We start from the raw sequence: 19,308 nt of genomic DNA on the forward strand, positions 1-19,308 counted from the left end.
ATTATGGCAAGGGTCAACAAACCACCGAAAACAATTGGCCCTGCGCAAAAGTTTGCGCGGGTATTGTTGAGCGAAGTTATTCAGCTGTACTTTTGGGTAATGAACACTCTGCGCTTTAAAAACCATCTCGATATAGAGCAGCCATGCGTGATGGCGGTTTATCACGACGAGCTCATGCCCATAATTCACTATTTCCGCAACCAAGGCATCACCGCCATTGCCTCGCAAAACCATTTTGGCTACGCCATTGCCAAAATTATGGAACGCTACGATTACGAGGTTGCCCTGGGATCACCTAGTCGCGGTGGCAAAGATGCTTTCTTCCAGCTCTTAAGAGCTGCGCGCAAAGGTAAGACCATCGCCTTTGCGGTAGACGGATCCAGGGGCCCGCGGCACGAAATGAAACAGGGAGCGATGATCCTCGCCAAAAAAACCAAACTGCCACTATATTTAATTCGAGCAAGTTATGACGGCTGGCGCATTGAGAACTCCTGGGATAAATCAAAATTCCCCAAGCCCTTTGCCAATGTAAGTTTTACCTATGAACGCTTTGCCATGGAAGATTATGCTGACGAACCCGATATCGAAGTCGCCCTGCTGGCGGCGCAAAACCAACTCAGTAATTTGCAAATAGACGACTATCAAGCACCGTGAGACCGCCCTTCAGATCACTGCATGGTATTCTTACAGGCTTGTACATATTCTGCATAGCAACATTATCACTACTCCCAGCAGAGCAAGCCGTCGAGCTTAATGTCTGGGACAAGGCCCAGCATTACGCTGCCTACGCCCTGTTTATGCTGTTGGTTTTTCCGGCGGCAAAAACCCATACCGCAAGACTGAAACTCGCGGTGGGCGTTATTGCCTTTAGTGTGCTTATTGAGCTAGCCCAGCACTTCTCGCCGGGAAGGGACGCATCCGCTGAGGATGCTATTGCCAATAGCCTGGGAGTTGTTAGCGGCTATTTATTCGGCTGGCTATTATTAACGCTCTACCGGCTTGGCCACAACCGCGCCAAGCCATAATCGTTTGCCGTCATCATAAAGCCTCGCCATGAGGCTATTCTCGGCGCCAAGTGGTGCCCTCGCGACTGTCTTCCAAAATCACGCCCTGCGCCTTAAGCGCATTGCGAATCTCATCAGCGCGCCCAAATTCGCGATCTTTTTTAGCCTGCACTCGCTCAGCAATCATGGCCTCGATGTCTTCTGCAGCCACCTGATCATCACTGCCCGACTGTAAAAATACGTCCGCCGAAAGCTGCAAAATACCGAGTATGCCGGCCAGCGATTTCAGCGTAAGCGCAAGGTAGGCAACGCGATCATGATTGGCTGCCTCTTTCGCGCTATTTAAATCCCGAACGAGATCGTAGAGCACGGCCAATGCCACCGGCGCATTAAAATCATCGGCCATGGCACCATCAAACCGCTGAACATAGTCATCGCTTTTGTCTAAGGCCGCGTAAGGAATTGCGGCCGCTACTTCAAGGCCTTTAAGCGCATGGTAGAAACGCTCCAAATTCTGCTTGGCAATGACCAAATTGTCTTCTGAATAATTTATGGCGCTGCGATAGTGGCTAGAAATCAAAAAGTAGCGAACCACCTCTGGGTGGTAGCGATCGAGGATTTCACGAATGGTGAAAAAATTGCCCAAAGACTTAGACATTTTCTCATTATCAACACGAACTGCGCCTGCATGCATCCAGGTTTGGGCATAGGTTTTACCTGTTGCCGCCTCAGATTGAGCAATTTCATTTTCATGATGCGGGAAAACCAAATCGGGCCCGCCACCATGAATATCAAAGGTATCACCTAAGCAGCAGGTAGACATTGCAGAGCACTCTATATGCCAACCTGGCCGACCCTTTCCCCAGGGGGAAGGCCAGCTCGCACTATCGTCTTTAACCGCTTTCCAGAGCGCAAAATCTCGCGGGTCATCCTTGGCTTCGTCGACGGCAACACGGGCACCAGAAAGCAATTCATCCGGTTTTTTACCCGACAACTTTCCATAATTTGCAAACGATGTGACCCGATAATAAACGTCGCCATTGACGGCAACATAGGCAAAGCCCTTTTCGATCAGGCATGCGATCATGGCAAGGATATCTTCGATATGCGCAGTCGCCCTGGGCTCCTGATCCGGCGGCATGATATCTAGGCGAGCCGCATCTTCGTGCATCGCCTGAATAAAGCGCTCAGTTAAAGCCTCAAACGGCTCGTTATTTTCATCGGCGCGGCGCAATATTTTGTCGTCAATATCAGTAATATTGCGCACATAATTAACGTCAAAGCCCTTGGCTCGCAAGTAACGCGTAATGACGTCAAACGCCACCAGCACCCGCGCATGGCCGAGATGACAAAAGTCATACACAGTCATGCCGCAGACATACATATTAATTTTGCCATCTTGCAGCGGAATCAATGGCTGCTTGCTGCGACTGAGGGTGTTATAAATCTGAATCGTCATAAAAATCGCTTAAAACTTATTAGTGAGAATGTACTAGTTTAAAACTTGGAGCTTAGACCTGTAGTGTAAAACCAGCAGCTTAAAACCAGCAGCTTAGAAAAACGCGTTTATTGCGTGGCTTAACCGGCCCGGCAATAAACGTCCTTAACGCTATGCATGCACCATAAATCGGCAAGCAGTTTGGGGACCGCAGCACAAACCAAGCCCCGGCCATGTTTTACTGGCCGCCGCCACTCCAGGTATCGCGCAAGGCTATGGTGCGGTTAAACACTGGCGCCGCGGCACTGTGCTCAACTCTGTCGGCAACAAAGTAGCCGGTGCGCTCAAATTGAAACCTAGCCTCGGGGGCCGCGTCGGCTAGCCCTGGCTCGATCCAGCAATTTTCCAGCACGCTCATCGACGTCGGATTTACATGATCGAGAAATTCTTCGCCACCGCGATCTGGCGCTTCATGAGCAAACAAGCGGTCGTATATTCGCACTGTTGCCTGTTTACCGTGGCTGGCAGACACCCAATGAATGACCCCTTTGGGCTTTACGCCATCGGCCGGGTCCGCGCCACAGCTAGTGTCATCATAGCTGCAATGAACTTCAATAATATTTCCAGCGCCGTCCTTTACCACCGATTCTGCCAGTAGCACGTAAGCACTGCGTAAACGTACTTTCTTACCCAAAACTAAACGTTTGAATTTCTTATTGGCCTCTTCACGAAAATCTTCTCGCTCAATATAGACTTCGCGACTAAACGGTAAACTACGCTCGCCGAGATCATCTCGATTTGGGTGACCTGGCGCGCTTAGCCACTCCACTTTATCTTCGGGGTAGTTGCTAATAACCACTTTCAATGGATCGGTCACGCACATTGCGCGTGGCGCATTTTTGTCAAGATCGTCGCGAATAGCATGTTCAAGCATCGCCACATCGACAACGCCCTCGCTACGCGCAACTCCCACCATCTCGCAAAAGTGACGCAGTGACGACGGGGTAAAACCACGACGACGCATGCCCGCAATCGTCGGCATGCGTGGGTCATCCCAACCGTCAACGATCTTTTCATCTACCAGCATCTTCAATTTACGCTTACTGGTGACGGTGTAGTTTACGTTTAGGCGGGCGAATTCGTATTGTTTGGGCTGCGCGGGCACCGGCAAGTTAGCAATAAACCACTCGTATAACGGCCGATGGTCCTCAAACTCAAGCGTACAAATAGAGTGGGTAATGCCCTCAAGGGCGTCAGATTGGCCGTGGGTAAAGTCATAGGTAGGATAAATACACCATTTATCTGCCGTCTGATGGTGGGTAACTTTGCGAATACGGTAAATTATTGGATCACGAAGATTGATATTCGGCGCGGCCATATCAATTTTTGCGCGCAACACCTTGCTGCCCTCATCAAAATCACCGTTGCGCATTCCCTCAAATAAGGACACATTCTCTGCTGCGCCACGATCTCGATAGGGGCTATTTTTACCTGGCTCGGTCAAGCTACCGCGATATTCACGAGCCTCATCCGCGCTAAGATCACAGACATAGGCGTTGCCTGCACGGATTAAATGCAAAGCGTATTCATACAAAGTATCAAAATAGTCAGAGGCATAACGAATTGGCCCAGACCACTCAAACCCCAGCCAGCGTATATCTTCTTGAATAGCATCTATGTACGCCTGCTCTTCCTTAGCGGGATTGGTGTCATCAAAACGCAAATGGCAGTGACCACCAAATTGTTTTGCAAGCCCAAAATTCAAACAAATCGATTTAGCGTGACCGATGTGTAAAAAGCCATTAGGTTCTGGCGGAAAGCGGGTGACAAGCTCACCACTCAAACGACCCGAAGCGATGTCTTCTTTGACGATACCACGAAGAAAATTATTGCCAGGTAGTGCATTGTCAGTCATTGATGAAATTCCAGATGATCAAAAAATAGACTATTTAAAATCAATAGTCGCAGCCACGTATTTTGAACCGGATATTCGCTAGTCGCTTAACGCCGGTTTCGCCCTGCAGCCAAAAGCCGTATTATAGCGACTTTAATTTCCGGTTATAAGCGAGATCAGCGTAAATGATTATCTTCACTACAAATTTCGGCGATATTAAAATTGAGTTGGACTTCGAAAAGGCTCCGAAGACCTGCGAAAACTTCAAACAATATGTAGTCGACGGCTACTATGATGGCACTATTTTCCACCGTGTCATCGACGGCTTTATGGTTCAAGGTGGCGGTTTTGAGCCCGGCATGAAACAAAAAGAGACCCGCGACCAGATTGAAAACGAAGCTGACAATGGCCTTAAAAATGAGCTTGGCACATTGGCCATGGCCCGCACCAGCGATCCGCATTCAGCCAGCGCGCAATTTTTTATCAATATCAAGAACAATGACTTCTTGAATCACAGCAGCAAAACTACGCAAGGCTGGGGCTATGCGGTGTTCGCAAAAGTCGTAGATGGCCTCGATGCTGTCAACGCGATAAAAGCCGTTAAAACCACCAGCGCAGGCGGTCATCAGGACGTACCAGCAGAAGATGTGATCGTCGAAAAAGCAGTGTGGGTAGACTGATATCAGCATGACCACTCTCTTTATTTCAGACTTACATCTGGATGAAACGCGCCCGGATATCACCCGGGCGTTTTTCGATTTCCTTCAAAACAAAGCAATGCAAGCCAAAGCACTTTATATTCTCGGTGATTTCTTTGAAAGTTGGGTCGGTGATGACGACAGCTCAGCTTTAATCACGTCAGTGAAATCCGAGCTCAAGGCTCTCACTGAGCACGGAGTGTTGCTGTATTTTATGCATGGCAATCGAGACTTTTTAGTTGGCAAGGCATTTTGCAAAGAAGTCGACGCCAAACTCCTTGCAGACCCGACTGTTATTTCACTAAGTGGTGAACAAACCTTGTTAATGCATGGCGACAGTTTATGCACTGACGACCAAGAATATATGCAGTTTAGGAAGATGGCGCGCGATCCAGCCTGGCAAAAAGACGCCCTTGGCAAGCCGTTAGAAGAGCGTCGCGCTATTGCTAAACACCTGCGCACGGTAAGCGGCGAGGCAAACAGTAATAAAGCCGAAGACATTATGGACGTTAACGCGACTGCCGTTATCGCCGCGCTTAAAGAACACCACTGCACTCGGCTCATCCATGGCCACACTCATAGGCCTTATCGGCACCAGCTCAGTATCAACGACCAATCGGCCGAACGTATTGTACTCGGTGACTGGGACCGCGCAGCTTGGTATCTAAGCGATGAAAGCAACGAGCTATCATTGAAGTCTACACCGCTTTAAGAATCGCCCCGTTAGGCACCCGATTAAAAGTACAAATGCACCAAATTAGTGCGCGCCCAGGAAGGTAATATGAGCCACTTAATCTGCTGTAATGCAGTGTAAGGGCTATGCTTTAAACCTCGCCAAAACCTGTCCATTACCTTTAAAAATAGCCGCTCCCGGTATACTTGACCGCTAGTAGAACTTACTGCGCCGAAATACCCGCAGAAATCGCGACTTTTTAAAGCTCTACTGCATGTTAAGTCCGTCATTGACTGCAATAAATTTATCTTTGTTAGCACGTACTTAACATATAAAAACGACACTCATTAAATGTCACCACAACGCCTTATAAGGCAAAGAAAGGTGCGGTAATCGCAACGCCAATAGTCCCCAAAACTTGGCCTATATTGTGCTTATATACAAGCCATTACCAAATATGATGATTAAGGATCGAGTTCGTCGATCAAAACAGGGGCTTATAACGGGAAACCTAGCGCCTAAACGCCTAACAAAGCGGTATGCAATTTAATTCTTAAAGAGCATTAGATATTTACAATTTCTAGTGAAGAAGCCAACTTTTGCAACGCAGGAAAAGCTGCTGCTTATAAACGAACCCACTGAGATATAAGAGGTCTTAAAACGCCTCCATTAACAAATTAAACTTATGAACATCAAAGCTGAATCAAATAGCATCGCGAATTTATCGCTCGCCCCGCCAAAGCGGCCAGATCTTTGGCTTTTTTGGCCACCTCTTTAAAGACCATTACCGCGCAGCAGAATACGTAAAGATCTCTGCTATAAGCGCCGCCCCCGAACAGGGCCAAGTCAACACGGGGTCCGCACAAAACATACAACTGAAAGCCACAGGAGTTCAAGATGGCCGCTATCAATAATAAGAACACCTTGAAACCCGAAAAAACTGATATCGTCTTAGGGTTTATTCCCCTTACCGATTGCGCACCCCTAGTAATAGCCCACGAAAAAGGCTACTTCTTTAATGAAGGTTTAAACGTCACGCTATCAAGAGAATCCTCTTGGGCCGGCATACGCGATAAAGTTGGACTAGGTATTCTTGACGGCGCGCAAATGCTCGCCTCCATTCCAGTCGCATCCCGGCTCGGGGTCGGCGGCCCCAAAATCGACATGATCAGTGCGATGGTGCTGGATCTTAACGGTAATGCAATTACCGTTAATAACGACCTCTATGAACACCTGTTTGCGGTAGATCCCCGCAGCGAGTTCAGCCCAGTCATTGCAGCGCAAACGCTTCAATGCGTTATCGAAGAACACAAACGCAGCAAGCGGCCAAGGCTGCGCTTTGGATTAGTTCACCCCTGCTCAACCCAGAACTATGAGCTGAGGTACTGGCTAGCGAGTGCAAACATTGATCCAGACCGTGATATCGAAATTGTGGTTATCCCACCACCAAAAATGGTTAGCGCCATGGCCGACGGCGATATTCACGGCTTTTGTGTTGGCGAACCCTGGAACACCTTAGCTGTACAACAAAAGCTAGGGCATGTGGTCGCTAATAAGTACCAACTGTGGAATAACAGTCCAGAGAAAGTATTTGCTGTCAGCGAAATTTGGGCAAATAAAAATCCAGCAACACACCAAGCCATTTTGAGGGCATTGATCAAAAGCTGTATCTGGCTGGACAAAAAAGAAAATCGTAAGGCCACCGCCAAAATAATTAGTCAGGCATCTTATATAGCACTACCGGAAGAAACCGTTGCGCTATCCCTTATGGGCTTGTCACTTAAGCACTTTGGACAGCCACCAGAAAAGGTGGAGGATTTTCACGTATTCCACCGCTACTCCGCTAATTTCCCATGGCTTAACCACGGCGAGTGGTTTATTTCACAAATGTATCGCTGGGGACAGCTCACAACGCCGATTAATATCGAAGAAACCGTCGCTGCTGTGTATAAGCCTTCTTTGTTTCGTATCGCCGCTGACGCTATCGGACTTGAAAGTCCGAGTATAGATAGAAAAACAGAGGGCAATTTACACCAAAAAAATATGCTAACAAAATCGCAACACATCGGTCCGAATCAATTTTTAGATGGTAAGGTAATCCACGTGGGCGGCATCATTAAGTACCTAGAACAACAAAATCTATCCAAGGCAGATATTCCGGCGTTACGGCTTTTTAACAGTCCAAAAGAGACCAAGTAGTTCAAATGAAAGTATTACTGATAGATATCGACGATAGCCGGGCTAAAAAACTTGAGCCAATTCTGGCTGGAGCGGGTATCGAACTCATTAACCTCAACAATCACTCTACTAACCTCTACCAACTCGTTGGCGAGGAACACCCAGAAATCATTTTAGTAGACACCAACTCACCCAACCGCGACACGCTGGAGCACTTGGCACAACTTAACAAGGGAAGCCCTTGCACGGTCATAGAGCTAGGTAACCAACGCTCAGAAAGTATTAATCGACTTGCCGCAGAAGCGGGCATCAGTATTTACGCGGTAGATGGTATCCCACATAGCTTATTGCAATCGCTAATCGACATTACCTTAAGTTATTTTTATAGCATTGATCATTTAAGCGCAGAAGTGCTCGCCCTCAAACCAGAAGTTGATGCCCGCCAGATGTTAAATAGCGCTAAGAAATTCATTATCGAGACCTATGGTTTAACTGATGAACAGGCCAGCGATCTACTGAGTAAAAATGCCAACCATCAGGGCCAGACTATTAGCGAAGTTTCGCGTCAACTAGTGGATACAGGGTCTTTTATTTAATGATAAACCCACCGCTACCAATCAAAATTCGTGGGATTTATGCCGCTAAAGGGCCGCTGTGAAAGCGAAAAATATCATCCTCGGTTTCGATCAAAAGCTGCTCTTTACGCTTGAAGAGCGCGATGCGAGGCGCGATATCTTCAGTAGCGTAGCGCTCAGCCAAACTCAAATAATCTTTGAAATGCCGGGACTCAGATTTTAATAATGAGGTGTAGAACGCGCCTAATTCGCTATCTAGCAATGGCGCAATACGGGCAAATCGCTCACAAGAACGCGCTTCAATTAAGGCGCCAATAATAAGAATATCGATAAGCTTATGCGGATCACTCGTTCTGGCCTCCGCCCGCAGACTATTGGCATAACGCGCTGACGACAGATACCGATACTCAATACCGCGTTTTTTCATAATCGCCATTACCTGTTCGAAATGACGCAATTCTTCCCGCGCTAACTTAGACATTCGGCTGAGTAACTCTGGCTTATCCACGTAACGAAATATTAAGTTTAGGGCCGTACCCGCCGCTTTTTTTTCACAATTGGCATGATCTATCAGCATTTCCTCTGGGTGAGCAAGCGCAGCATCGACCCAAGCCTGCGGGGTCTCACAGGGTAAAAATGCTAAAATATCACTAATATCTACTGACATGAAAAGTCATCCGGCTAATGAAAAACGAAAAGCAGTATAACAAACTAAGCCCCAGTATCTGAGCCGCTTGTCGTCATAAAGCACATTGCCGTGGGGAGTGGGTGGAAATCAAGCTTCGCTGCGTAAATACATACCAATATAACGCTGGTAATGCGCCTCAGAGAGTAAATAAAACTCTTTGTCGATAATATCCCTGAGCTGTAACAAAGGCAGATCACGATACTGCGCATCGACTACAAATCCAAACTGGGCTGTATCACTAATCTGCCCAGCACCGGCCCTAAGCAGCTGAAATAGCCAAATATAGGGGTTTTTATGAACTGGGTAACGCACTCTTTGAGTTTGGCATTGCCACTGCAATACGTCAGCATCGCAAACCCGCAGTTTATTCGACATCACCTGAATCAGAAAACCATCTAGGCGCTCGTCAATAATCTGCTTTTGCTGATCAGAGTAACTATTCCAGTTAATTACCTCGTGACTGTAGCGTTTACACCCCCTGCACACATCATCGCCCAGAGCGGTAGAGCAGACGCCGGTGCACGGGGTGACAACTCGAGAATTCATAGCGGCCAAACGATACTCCAAAATGCAGATCAAAATCGGGGACTTAAGAATAAGCCACCGCCACAAGGGCTGGCAAGGGTAGTAATTCACTTAACCTCTGTAGGGATTTTCAGTATACTCACAACCCACTATTTCGCATCGATGATGAGCATCGATAACCCCGGCCCCGGCGATCCCGGCGGATACGGGTACCGAAACTGAAAAGAGGAGTTACACTGTGCTAGAAGCATATCGGAAACACGTCGCCGAACGCGCCGCGCAAGGCATTGTTCCCCAGCCACTAAACGCTGAACAAGTTGCAGGTCTGATAGAGCTGCTGAAGACTCCGCCCGCTGGCGAAGATACAGTACTTGTTGACCTGATATCCAACCGTGTACCGCCTGGAGTGGACGAAGCCGCCTATGTCAAAGCCGGATTCCTTGCCGCTGTCGTTAAAGACGAAGCTAGCAGCCCGCTTATAAGCAAAGAACTTGCCGTCAAACTACTGGGCAATATGCACGGTGGCTACAATATTATCACCTTGGTCGACCTCCTAGACCATGCTGACTTAGCAGAACTTGCCGCTACAGAGCTCAAACACACCTTGCTGATGTTTGACGCCTTCCACGATGTGGAAGAAAAAGCCAAAGCCGGTAATGCGCTAGCCAAAGAAGTTATTCAAAGCTGGGCCGACGGCGAGTGGTTTACCAACCGCCCCGAAGTACCAGAAAGCATCGTTAACACCGTATTTAAAGTCACTGGCGAAACCAATACTGATGACTTATCTCCCGCGCCTGATGCGTGGTCACGTCCCGACATCCCATTGCACGCCTTGGCAATGTTTAAAATGGAACGCGATGGTATCAAACCCGATACCCAGGGCAGCGTTGGCCCATTAACCCTGATAGACGAACTCAAGAAGAAAGGTCACCCGATCTCCTTCGTAGGTGATGTTGTCGGCACCGGCTCTTCACGTAAATCTGCCACCAACTCGGTATTGTGGTTTTTCGGCGACGATATGCCCGGTGTTCCCAATAAGCGTTCCGGCGGCGTATGTATCGGCAGTAAAGTCGCTCCAATCTTCTACAACACCATGGAAGATGCTGGCGCACTGGTTTTTGAAGCCCCTGTTGACGATCTGAATATGGGGGATGTGATTGAAATCCGCCCTTATGACGGTATCATCAAAAATGTTGAAACGGGTGAGACCCTAAGCACCTTCCAATTGAAATCACCCGTGTTGTTGGACGAAGTTCGCGCTGGTGGCCGTATCAACCTGATTATCGGGCGCGGCCTGACCTCTAAAGCGCGCGAATCTTTGGGCTTGGATGCGCCCACCCTATTTCGTCTGCCTGCACAGCCCGTCGATACCGGCAAAGGCTACACCCTGGCACAAAAAATGGTGGGTCGCGCCTGTGGTTTACCAGAAGGCCAAGGTATTCGCCCCGGCACGTACTGCGAACCAAGAATGACCACCGTGGGTTCACAGGATACCACTGGTCCGATGACCCGCGACGAACTCAAGGACTTGGCATGCCTCGGTTTCTCTGCCGATCTGACCATGCAGTCTTTCTGTCATACTGCGGCTTACCCCAAGCCAATCGATATCGATACCCAACACAATCTGCCCGACTTTATCATGACCCGTGGCGGTGTCTCACTGCGCCCCGGCGACGGTATCATTCACAGCTGGCTGAACCGTATGCTACTGCCTGACACCGTGGGTACTGGTGGTGATTCACACACCCGCTTCCCGATGGGCATCTCTTTCCCGGCCGGTTCAGGTCTCGTGGCTTTCGCTGCTGCCACAGGTGTTATGCCGCTGGATATGCCTGAATCTGTACTGGTTCGCTTTAAAGGCAAGATGCAGCCTGGTATTACCCTGCGCGACTTGGTTCACGCTATACCTTACCAAGCGATCAAAGAGGGTCACCTAACAGTTGCTAAAAAGGGTAAGAAAAATATCTTTTCTGGCCGTATTCTCGAAATTGAAGGTTTGGCTGGTTTAACTGTTGAACAGGCATTTGAATTATCTGATGCTTCAGCTGAGCGCTCTGCTGCTGGCTGCACCATTAAGCAAAGTATTCCAGAAATTTCCGAGTACCTACGCTCTAATGTCACCCTTCTGCGCTGGATGGTTAGCGAAGGCTACGGTGACAAGCGGACTATTGAGCGCCGCGCCGCCAATATGGAAGCTTGGCTAGCTAATCCAAGCCTGCTCGAAGGCGACGCCGATGCTGACTACACTGCCGTCATCGAAATCGATCTCGACCAACTGAAAGAGCCTGTTGTTTGCTGCCCGAACGATCCAGACGATGCAAGACTGCTGTCTGACGTTGCCGGCGACAAAGTTGATGAAGTCTTTATCGGTAGCTGCATGACCAACATTGGTCACTTCCGCGCCGCTGGTAAACTGCTAGACGCCAACAAAGGGACGCTGAATACCCGTCTGTGGATATCGCCACCGACCAAGATGGATCAGCACACTCTGATGGAAGAAGGCTACTACAACATCTTCGGCGCAGCTGGTGCACGTACCGAAATGCCAGGTTGCTCACTATGCATGGGTAACCAAGCGCGTGTTGCCGACGGCGCTACTGTGCTGTCTACCTCGACTCGCAACTTCCCTAACCGTCTTGGTAATGGCGCTAATGTCTACCTGACCTCTGCTGAATTGGCATCGGTTGGCGCGATCTTGGGCCGCCTGCCAACGCCGGCTGAATATATGGAATATTGCAAAGATTTGGATGCGATGTCTAGCGAGATTTATCGCTATATGAACTTCGATCAGATTGCGTCTTTCCAAAAAGGTGCGGAAGAAGGTAAGCGTATTGCGTCAGTAGAAATTACTGAGGTAACAATGTAAGTTTTTAACTTACTATTGTTAGAGAAAGCCGCCATAAGGCGGCTTTTTTACATCTGCGGTTTAGCTCGCAGTAAGTGCTTAGCAGCATCCCTATTTAAGACGCTTTAAACATTCAAGGACCCATCCTTGCTGAATAAGGCGCAGTAGCGATATCTGTAATCTGGCACTTCGCTAAACGCTGGCAAAGACCAATCTGTAAATATATTTGGCGGCAATGCCTCTTGCGGCACCGGTTTCTCTCGCAGCCGATCAGACCAGCTCATATGAATCTCTTCCATCGCGGTCTCAACTGGAGAATAGCCGTTACGCTGTAAATCTTTTTTAATCGTTGCTTGGTGAAACCCAGACGAGACTATCCAGCCAAGGTTATAGCTGCTCACTCGATCAAATACCTCGGCCTGCATCTCTGCGGTTACATATACGAGCGCATTTAATAGCACCACCACATCGTAACTGCGCTCACTGTCGAAGTTGGCAAAGTCAGCTGCAGGCAAAAATTCAACGTTTTTTTTCACTCTGCTCTCCAGCGATACGGTGCCATCATGCACTGTAAAGTACTGCCGCTCTGCCTCAGTACAGCCCTGCAGGATTTCTTGGGGGAACTGAGCGTGATCAGCATAGGTAACAAAGTCTTGCTGCTTGTCAGTTGCGTAGCATGAAAGACTAAAATGCTCGTTAAAGCCGCCCGCCAAGTACTGAATTAAAAAACTATAGACTTCGGCACCGATGGAGCAGGCATGAAACAATATTGAATAGTGCTTACGCCCTGATATTAGCAATTCATTGAGTAGCGTTTCATTGAGTACCCTATTGCGAAAAAACGCCGTGGTGCCAATGGCATCTCCTACGGTAGGCCGTAATCGAAGCGGTGTCGGTTTTTTAATAGACATAGAATAGTGACTCTAAGCTAGAACTCGATAAACTCTACCTTTGTTAGCCCATCTTAGTAAATACATTTTCGGACGCTGATAAAAGACAAACGCTTTTCACTATTGCGGCGGCGCTTATGCAAAAACGGCTCAGCGCGCACTGCGCTCGTGAGTATGGCTTATTGTGATTGAAGAGCGTGACAGTGAATTTCGCTCGCAAGCCGCCGCGCAAATAGTCGCGATCGGCGGCAGGCGCATAGGTTTTTCAGAGCGAAAAACGCTAGAGTACGAAGTGGATGACCAGCGAGGCCTAGTCCGACATTAAGCCCGAAACCGAGCTTGGAACTAAGCCCTGAGCTCAACCCTAAATAAGCCCTAAATACTATTTACAAACGCTCTACGCGCTCGATTAAAAAGCCTTTGGTGCGTAGCCCGTCACCTCGGAAATACCCATTTCTTTGCCCAGGGTAGTCAATGGATGAACGACAATTAACCCGCGCACTGATTTTTTAAACTTGCCCATGTCGGCTTGTTCAAGTTTACTCAGAGCGCGATGAAATGACAGTGCGTTTAAAGCCTCTCCCTGCGCTGAATTACTGCGACTCTGCATGCCTTTTATGCTGGCAATTTTTTTATTAACCGTCGTCAGTTCACGCTTGAATTGCTTTACCAAGCCTTGATCGTCACGCGCCTTGGCGTCATCTAATTTACGTCGCAGTATATCTAGCTTGTTGTTTAACTGCTGAATATCTTTATTTAAGTTCATTGCTACTCTCATTCGTCATTAACCCAAGACAGTGTTTCTGACTATCATCGGCACGCCTCTATCATGGCGGCAGTATAGCAATATCCGCCAAATAAACGGGCATAAACTCAGCAAGCAAGGGCAGTAAACCGCACTTGTTTGTTGAGTTTCGCTTAAAACCGGCATTCGCCGTTGAAATAACAGCGCGGCGCCACGAAGCAAGCGACGCGCTGTCCTTATATATTGCAGAGTCTCATTTACCTTCCTGAACGGTCGTTTGGGCCTGCGACAAATATTTTGCAATATAGGGTTTTCTTAACACCAAAAACGCTGCGGGCACGAAAAACAAGGACAAGATGGTTGTTAATACGGTGCCACCTGCCAATACAATTGCAAAGGGAGGCCAAAATCCGCCACCGGATAAAATCAAAGGAATAAGCCCCGCTACCGTGGTAAGCGTTGTCGAGCCGATATGTTTAGTGCACACCGATACCACGTCAACAATCTCTGCACTGTCCCCGGTCATCGCCAATGGCGACGCTTTCAATTCAGTCAAAATAACTATCGCCGCGTTTACCGCCAAGCCCATTAAACCCATTAAGCCTATAACGGCAGTGAAACCAAAAGGGTATTGGCCAAGCCACAAACTGAGCATGCCCATACCGGCAGATTGAATCGCCACCGCAAATACCAAACCCGCCAAACGGAAAGAGTCAAATGCCATTACCACGGTCACAATAAGCAACACTAGAATAATACCAACACTGCCCATTAAGTTGCCAACAGCCTCATTACGATTTTCGGATTCCCCGCCAATTTCAAGGGTGTATCCCGTGGGCACATCAAACTCTTCTGCCGCTAATCGCGCCCGTATGCGATCCAGTACTTCAGAGGGAAGCACATCGTCTCTAATAAATATGTCAACCATATTGACGCGTTGACCGTCGCGTCGTGAAATCTGCGCCGGTGCGGGCAGCAACTCTACCGTTGCTAGTGACGACAAGGGTCTTCCCCCCGCTGGTAACACCAGCGGGAACGACATTAAACGATCGATACTGGTGGTTTTTACACCCGCGCCCGAAACCCGCACAGGTAGCTGCTGGGTGCCATCCAACATACTACTCGTGACTACGCCATCGACGCTCGCCGCCAACAAAGATGAAATATCCGTCAAGCCAACCTGACTTCGCTGAGCTTCACTTTCATCAATATCAAACGAGATTTTTGGTACCACTTGTCCGAGGGAGTCTCGCACGTGAACAACGCCGTCGGTTTCCTGCGCGATACGCCGCAACTCGTCCCCCATGGCCTTCAAGCGCGGCAAACTGCTGCCATACAAACGTATTTCAACCGGCGCATTAGAAGGCGGGCCCTGAGCAAGGCGCTGTACGATAATCTGATAGTCGGGGAAGCTCTCATCCAACTCGCGCTGCAGTACAGCAATTAGACGGTTGGCCTCCTTAAAATCCACCATTTTCATCATGGTCTGCGCGTAGTTAGAAGCGCCATCCTTACTACTCATTATATTGTAGTAAAAAGATAGAGCATTGCGGCCAATAAACCAGTGTAGGGACGTAATCTCAGGGTGGCGATTGATCACTTCAGTCACTTGCTCTGTAGCGCGCTTGGTAAGTTCAATACTGCTGCCAGCGGGTAGATAGAGTTCAAGGTTTATCATGTCCCGATCTGAGGGCGGGAAAAACTGCTCAGGCAAAGTTTGACTAGTGACAAAGCCCAATACTGGCAATACGCACGCCGCTAGCATCATCCGGCGCGGGCGGAGTAATACCCATGCTAATAACCGACGAAACCCCCGATTTAGGCGCGGGGCACCAACGCCGTTGGCTTGATTATTGGCTAACCACTTACCAGCGACCGGCGCGATAATGAACAGCGAAATCAGCCATGAGCCAAGGAGTGAAAATATCACTGTAGTGGCTAATGGACCGATAAATTCACCTGCAGGTCCCGGCATAAGCACCACCGGCATGAACGTTAACACCGTGGTCAGTGTAGAGCCGAGCAAGGGAATCCAAAGATGCCGCAGCGCCTTTGACGCAGCCGCTATGGCGGAGAACCCATCGCGGCGATAACGCATTACCGTATCAGTCACCACTATGGCGTTGTCGACCATGATCCCCAGCGCAACGATAAGACCTGTCACCGACATCTGATGAATAGGCAAATCGGTCATGCGCATACAGGCTAAGGAAAATAGCATCGTCAATGGGAGTGATACCGCAACAATCACGGCGGATCGCCAACCTAAAGTAAATAATAAAATGACAAAAATGAAGCCAAAACCGAGCAAGATATTGTTAATTAAATCACCCAAGCGCACATTGTTATAGCGCTCTTGCACAAAGAGTTCATTGAGCTTGATTTCGTCAGGTAGGGTTTGGGCGAAATCAGCGACTTCCGCCTGCAATGCAAGTGTCCAGCGGTCTCCACGCATATGCGGCAGCATTCGCGAACCGATCGCCACAGCGCGCTCACCGCTCACTATCGTCATATCTCGCGGGACATCGGGACCGCCGCGGTAGACCTGTGCAATATCTTGTAATTGCAGCGATCCGCCGTCGGCCAAGGTTAATAAGGGGGTGCGCCGAATGCGTTCAATCGCATCAAAGCCACCAATTAACTCCAGCGAAATGCGCTGTTGATCGTTACTGAGTTCACCCGCGGCGGTTTTAGCGTCGCTGCTAGCCAATAAGGCCGCAATTCTGGGCACATCCAAGCCCACGGCCCCGGCCTTAACAACATCAACTTTAACTTGCACCTCTTCATCTGGCGCCCCCACCACCTCGACAATATCCGTGCCCGCTAAATTTCGCAGTCTATTAGCCAACTCGTCGGCATAGCGTCCCAAACGCAATAAATCAGTGGGACCGCTACCCTGCCAGGTCAATGCGCCAATCCAGGTGAAGGCATAGCCCCGGTCAGTATCTAAGTATGGCTCACCCGCACCAGCCGGGAGGTCCCGCGCAGCTTGCTGAATCTTGTCTCGTAGCTCCGCCCACAGCCGATCATTATCATCGGCCATGACAGCATCTTCCAAGTGCACCGAAATCAACGACATCCCACCACTTGAGTGGGAAGTGATATGCAGCACCTCAGGCACAGTCCGCAAGGTATTCTCTAGGGGTTCAGCAATCAGGCTTTCAACCCGCTCAGCACTGGCGCCAGGGAAGGGCGTGACCAATATAGCGTGACGATTAACAATATGAGGATCTTCAAGCCGCGGTAAACTCGACACGGCGGCAAGACCAGCAACAATTATCAGCGCCGTTAAAAGCGCCACCATGCGTGGGTTAGTCAGAATCTTAGACAGCATATCTAATCACTCACCCGCCAGGCTGACATGCAGCCCCGGCGACAGCCTATGCAGCCCGGCCGTCACCAAGCGATCACCTGTTTGCAGCTCACCTTCGACATAGACGCTACCCTGAAACTGGTAAACCGGCTGAATAGAGCGCTTCCTCACCTGATAAAGATCATCACCCGCGGCCGCGAGATAATACACCGCCCAAGTTCCCCGCACGTCTTCTAATAAGGCCGTCAAGGGAACCCAAAAGCCCTCCACGTGGCGCTCTTCAGGCAAATGCAAATAGGTTGTGTTGCCATCTACCGCCGGCGCTTCGGCGGGTAATTGCACCCGCACCGTCCGAGTCTGGGTTCGCCAATCTAAATTCCGCGTAACAGAGATAACTGATACCGGCCACTCACCAAAATCGCCAGAAATAGCCAAGCCCTGACCATAGACAAGGCTTTTACCTAAACGGTCAGAAATACCAAACACCGCCTCGACATCCCCAGTAGCCACTAACTGCATAAGTGGCTGCCCTGCACTGACTAAAAACCCCTCCTCCAATCCCTGAGTCGACACTTCGCCGCTAAAGGGTGCTGTCATCGTCGATTTTTTATTTCGCAATGCCACGCCTCGCAGGCGAGCATCAACCTGTGACAGCTGCGCCGCCGTGGCACTACGGCGAGACGTTAGCTCATCAAGCTGACCCACCGAAACATAACCGCTCTCACGCAAGTTGCTAAAGCGAATAAGATCTTTATCCAGCTGATCCAGCCGCGCGCTAACTTCTCGCTGCGATGCAATCAGCTCTGAATTTTCAATATATAATGATCGCGTATCAAGACGCGCAAGAATGTCACCCGCCTTCACCTGCTGGCCATCTTCAACTGTGACTTTTGCAACCTTACCATCCAGTTCAAAGCCAATATCAGCCCGCTGACTACCAACAACCCTCCCCGCAAATACACGCTGGGCTTGGTAGGTAGGCAGACGTTCGATGGCAGTGCTACTGACGCTCTGGATACCGACTTCAGACAGCGCAGTGAGTGGCATAAGGCAAGCGGCTATCACGAAGACGGCTTGGGCGACAAATCGTTGCATAAAAAATACTCGGTATACTCTAGATTGCTTCAAATATAGATAAACAATACTGGACTGTCTAGTCTATTTTAGTTAAATTAGTATTACATATCGGCAATATACCGCCCTCGGAACAGTCAAAGGTAAACAGTACCGTGCAGGAAAAACGCGTCAGAATAAAAAGTGAAGAAAAGCGCAAGCAGATCATCGACGCCGCCGGCTCCCTCTTCATAAACAGCGGCTTTGAAAAAGTCAGCATGGAAGAAATCGCCAAATCAGCGGGCGTATCTAAACAAACCGTGTATAGTCACTTCGGCAATAAACAACAGTTATTCACCGCCGCTATAGATGGCAAGTGCGACGAATACGATCTGGCGCCAGGAAAAATAAACCGTTCGATGCACTGCGAAGAGTACTTGGTATCTTTTTGTATGCACCTGTCGGCCCTACTGACTAGCGAAGACGCTATTGGTATGTTTAGAGTCTGCGTCGCCGAAGCTGGAAGATCCGAAGTGAGTGAATTATTTTGGGAGGCGGGACCGGGCAAAATTCGCTCTCAGCTTGCAAACTACCTTGCAGAACAAAATAAGTTAGGCCTCTTAAACATAGTAAATATTGAAACCGCAGCGGCTCAACTTATATCCATGATTGTCTGTGAAACCCAATTTCGCAGCGTACTCGGTTTACAAAAGAACCGATCTGACACCGAACTGAAAGAATACGTCAGCCATTGCGCGCAAATGTTTTATAAAGCTTACCGAAGCTAAA

16 protein-coding genes are annotated in these 19,308 nt (G+C 49.0%); 8 read left to right on the plus strand and 8 right to left on the minus strand.

The window, feature by feature from the left end; genetic code table 11:
- Window positions 1-3 precede the first annotated feature (3 nt).
- On the plus strand, window positions 4-654 hold the full coding sequence (locus tag ACI955_RS14665; protein WP_415244488.1) for a lysophospholipid acyltransferase family protein: 651 nt from the start codon (window positions 4-6) through the stop codon (window positions 652-654).
- The gene (locus ACI955_RS14670) at window positions 651-1,025 is read left to right on the plus strand and encodes a VanZ family protein (protein ID WP_415244489.1); all 375 of its coding nucleotides are present in this window, start codon (window positions 651-653) and stop codon (window positions 1,023-1,025) included. Before ACI955_RS14665 ends, ACI955_RS14670 begins: the two co-directional genes overlap by 4 nt.
- 34 nt (window positions 1,026-1,059) lie before the next feature.
- Here the strand turns inward: ACI955_RS14670 and cysS are convergent, their stop codons facing one another.
- Both cysS and ACI955_RS14680 read right to left on the minus strand, forming a co-directional pair.
- Window positions 1,060-2,463: a cysteine--tRNA ligase gene (cysS, locus tag ACI955_RS14675; protein ID WP_415244490.1), complete on the minus strand. Its 1,404-nt coding sequence runs from the start codon at window positions 2,461-2,463 to the stop codon at window positions 1,060-1,062.
- Window positions 2,464-2,680: 217 nt separating this feature from the next.
- On the minus strand, window positions 2,681-4,357 hold the full coding sequence (locus ACI955_RS14680) for a glutamine--tRNA ligase/YqeY domain fusion protein (RefSeq protein ID WP_415244491.1): 1,677 nt from the start codon (window positions 4,355-4,357) through the stop codon (window positions 2,681-2,683).
- A gap of 164 nt (window positions 4,358-4,521) precedes the next feature.
- Here ACI955_RS14680 and ACI955_RS14685 point away from each other — a divergent pair, with 164 nt between their 5' ends.
- From ACI955_RS14685 to ACI955_RS14700, 4 genes are all read left to right on the plus strand, one after another.
- Window positions 4,522-5,016, plus strand: a complete 495-nt coding sequence (locus ACI955_RS14685; protein ID WP_415244492.1) for a peptidylprolyl isomerase — start codon at window positions 4,522-4,524, stop codon at window positions 5,014-5,016.
- A gap of 7 nt (window positions 5,017-5,023) precedes the next feature.
- The gene (locus tag ACI955_RS14690; RefSeq protein ID WP_415244493.1) at window positions 5,024-5,746 is read left to right on the plus strand and encodes a UDP-2,3-diacylglucosamine diphosphatase; all 723 of its coding nucleotides are present in this window, start codon (window positions 5,024-5,026) and stop codon (window positions 5,744-5,746) included.
- Between the two features lie 858 nt (window positions 5,747-6,604).
- Window positions 6,605-7,906, plus strand: coding sequence for a CmpA/NrtA family ABC transporter substrate-binding protein (locus tag ACI955_RS14695; protein WP_415244494.1), 1,302 nt, complete (start codon window positions 6,605-6,607; stop codon window positions 7,904-7,906).
- Window positions 7,907-7,911: 5 nt separating this feature from the next.
- Entirely contained in the window at window positions 7,912-8,481 is a 570-nt protein-coding gene (locus ACI955_RS14700; protein ID WP_415244495.1) for an ANTAR domain-containing response regulator, read from the plus strand.
- A 37-nt stretch (window positions 8,482-8,518) separates the two neighbouring features.
- Here ACI955_RS14700 and ACI955_RS14705 read toward each other — a convergent pair whose 3' ends face one another.
- A complete protein-coding gene (locus ACI955_RS14705; protein ID WP_415244496.1) occupies window positions 8,519-9,127 on the minus strand; it encodes a tRNA-(ms[2]io[6]A)-hydroxylase in 609 nt (202 codons plus the stop codon).
- Window positions 9,128-9,235: 108 nt separating this feature from the next.
- The gene (locus tag ACI955_RS14710) at window positions 9,236-9,694 is read right to left on the minus strand and encodes a DUF1289 domain-containing protein (protein WP_415244497.1); all 459 of its coding nucleotides are present in this window, start codon (window positions 9,692-9,694) and stop codon (window positions 9,236-9,238) included.
- 217 nt (window positions 9,695-9,911) lie between these two features.
- Between ACI955_RS14710 and acnB the strand changes: the two genes are divergently transcribed.
- Entirely contained in the window at window positions 9,912-12,539 is a 2,628-nt protein-coding gene (acnB, locus tag ACI955_RS14715; RefSeq protein ID WP_415244498.1) for a bifunctional aconitate hydratase 2/2-methylisocitrate dehydratase, read from the plus strand.
- A 104-nt stretch (window positions 12,540-12,643) separates the two neighbouring features.
- Here acnB and ACI955_RS14720 read toward each other — a convergent pair whose 3' ends face one another.
- The 4 genes from ACI955_RS14720 to ACI955_RS14735 form a co-directional block, all read right to left on the minus strand.
- The gene (locus ACI955_RS14720; protein ID WP_415244499.1) at window positions 12,644-13,429 is read right to left on the minus strand and encodes a CheR family methyltransferase; all 786 of its coding nucleotides are present in this window, start codon (window positions 13,427-13,429) and stop codon (window positions 12,644-12,646) included.
- A 388-nt stretch (window positions 13,430-13,817) separates the two neighbouring features.
- Window positions 13,818-14,174, minus strand: a complete 357-nt coding sequence (locus ACI955_RS14725; RefSeq protein WP_415244500.1) for a YibL family ribosome-associated protein — start codon at window positions 14,172-14,174, stop codon at window positions 13,818-13,820.
- A gap of 232 nt (window positions 14,175-14,406) precedes the next feature.
- A complete protein-coding gene (locus ACI955_RS14730) occupies window positions 14,407-17,487 on the minus strand; it encodes an efflux RND transporter permease subunit (RefSeq protein ID WP_415244501.1) in 3,081 nt (1,026 codons plus the stop codon).
- A 6-nt stretch (window positions 17,488-17,493) separates the two neighbouring features.
- A complete protein-coding gene (locus ACI955_RS14735) occupies window positions 17,494-18,561 on the minus strand; it encodes an efflux RND transporter periplasmic adaptor subunit (RefSeq protein WP_415244502.1) in 1,068 nt (355 codons plus the stop codon).
- Window positions 18,562-18,695: 134 nt separating this feature from the next.
- On the opposite strand from ACI955_RS14735, the gene ACI955_RS14740 reads away from it, so the two are divergent.
- Complete coding sequence (locus ACI955_RS14740; protein ID WP_415244503.1) at window positions 18,696-19,307, plus strand: TetR/AcrR family transcriptional regulator; 612 nt, start codon at window positions 18,696-18,698, stop codon at window positions 19,305-19,307.
- The last annotated feature ends 1 nt before the right edge of the window (window position 19,308 follow it).

Origin of the sequence: Zhongshania sp. (assembly GCF_047636175.1) — a bacterium.
GTDB lineage: Bacteria > Pseudomonadota > Gammaproteobacteria > Pseudomonadales > Spongiibacteraceae > Spongiibacter.

What these genes read in the sequence shown, in the direction of transcription:
- ACI955_RS14665 (WP_415244488.1), top strand. Translation starts at nt 4, where the DNA reads ATGGCAAGGGTCAACAAACCACCGAAAACAATTGGCCCTGCGCAAAAG.
- cysS (WP_415244490.1), bottom strand. Translation starts at nt 2,463, where the DNA reads ATGACGATTCAGATTTATAACACCCTCAGTCGCAGCAAGCAGCCATTG.
- ACI955_RS14680 (WP_415244491.1), bottom strand. Translation starts at nt 4,357, where the DNA reads ATGACTGACAATGCACTACCTGGCAATAATTTTCTTCGTGGTATCGTC.
- ACI955_RS14685 (WP_415244492.1), top strand. Translation starts at nt 4,522, where the DNA reads ATGATTATCTTCACTACAAATTTCGGCGATATTAAAATTGAGTTGGAC.
- ACI955_RS14690 (WP_415244493.1), top strand. Translation starts at nt 5,024, where the DNA reads ATGACCACTCTCTTTATTTCAGACTTACATCTGGATGAAACGCGCCCG.
- ACI955_RS14695 (WP_415244494.1), top strand. Translation starts at nt 6,605, where the DNA reads ATGGCCGCTATCAATAATAAGAACACCTTGAAACCCGAAAAAACTGAT.
- ACI955_RS14700 (WP_415244495.1), top strand. Translation starts at nt 7,912, where the DNA reads ATGAAAGTATTACTGATAGATATCGACGATAGCCGGGCTAAAAAACTT.
- ACI955_RS14705 (WP_415244496.1), bottom strand. Translation starts at nt 9,127, where the DNA reads ATGTCAGTAGATATTAGTGATATTTTAGCATTTTTACCCTGTGAGACC.
- ACI955_RS14710 (WP_415244497.1), bottom strand. Translation starts at nt 9,694, where the DNA reads ATGAATTCTCGAGTTGTCACCCCGTGCACCGGCGTCTGCTCTACCGCT.
- ACI955_RS14720 (WP_415244499.1), bottom strand. Translation starts at nt 13,429, where the DNA reads ATGTCTATTAAAAAACCGACACCGCTTCGATTACGGCCTACCGTAGGA.
- ACI955_RS14725 (WP_415244500.1), bottom strand. Translation starts at nt 14,174, where the DNA reads ATGAACTTAAATAAAGATATTCAGCAGTTAAACAACAAGCTAGATATA.
- ACI955_RS14730 (WP_415244501.1), bottom strand. Translation starts at nt 17,487, where the DNA reads ATGCTGTCTAAGATTCTGACTAACCCACGCATGGTGGCGCTTTTAACG.
- ACI955_RS14735 (WP_415244502.1), bottom strand. Translation starts at nt 18,561, where the DNA reads ATGCAACGATTTGTCGCCCAAGCCGTCTTCGTGATAGCCGCTTGCCTT.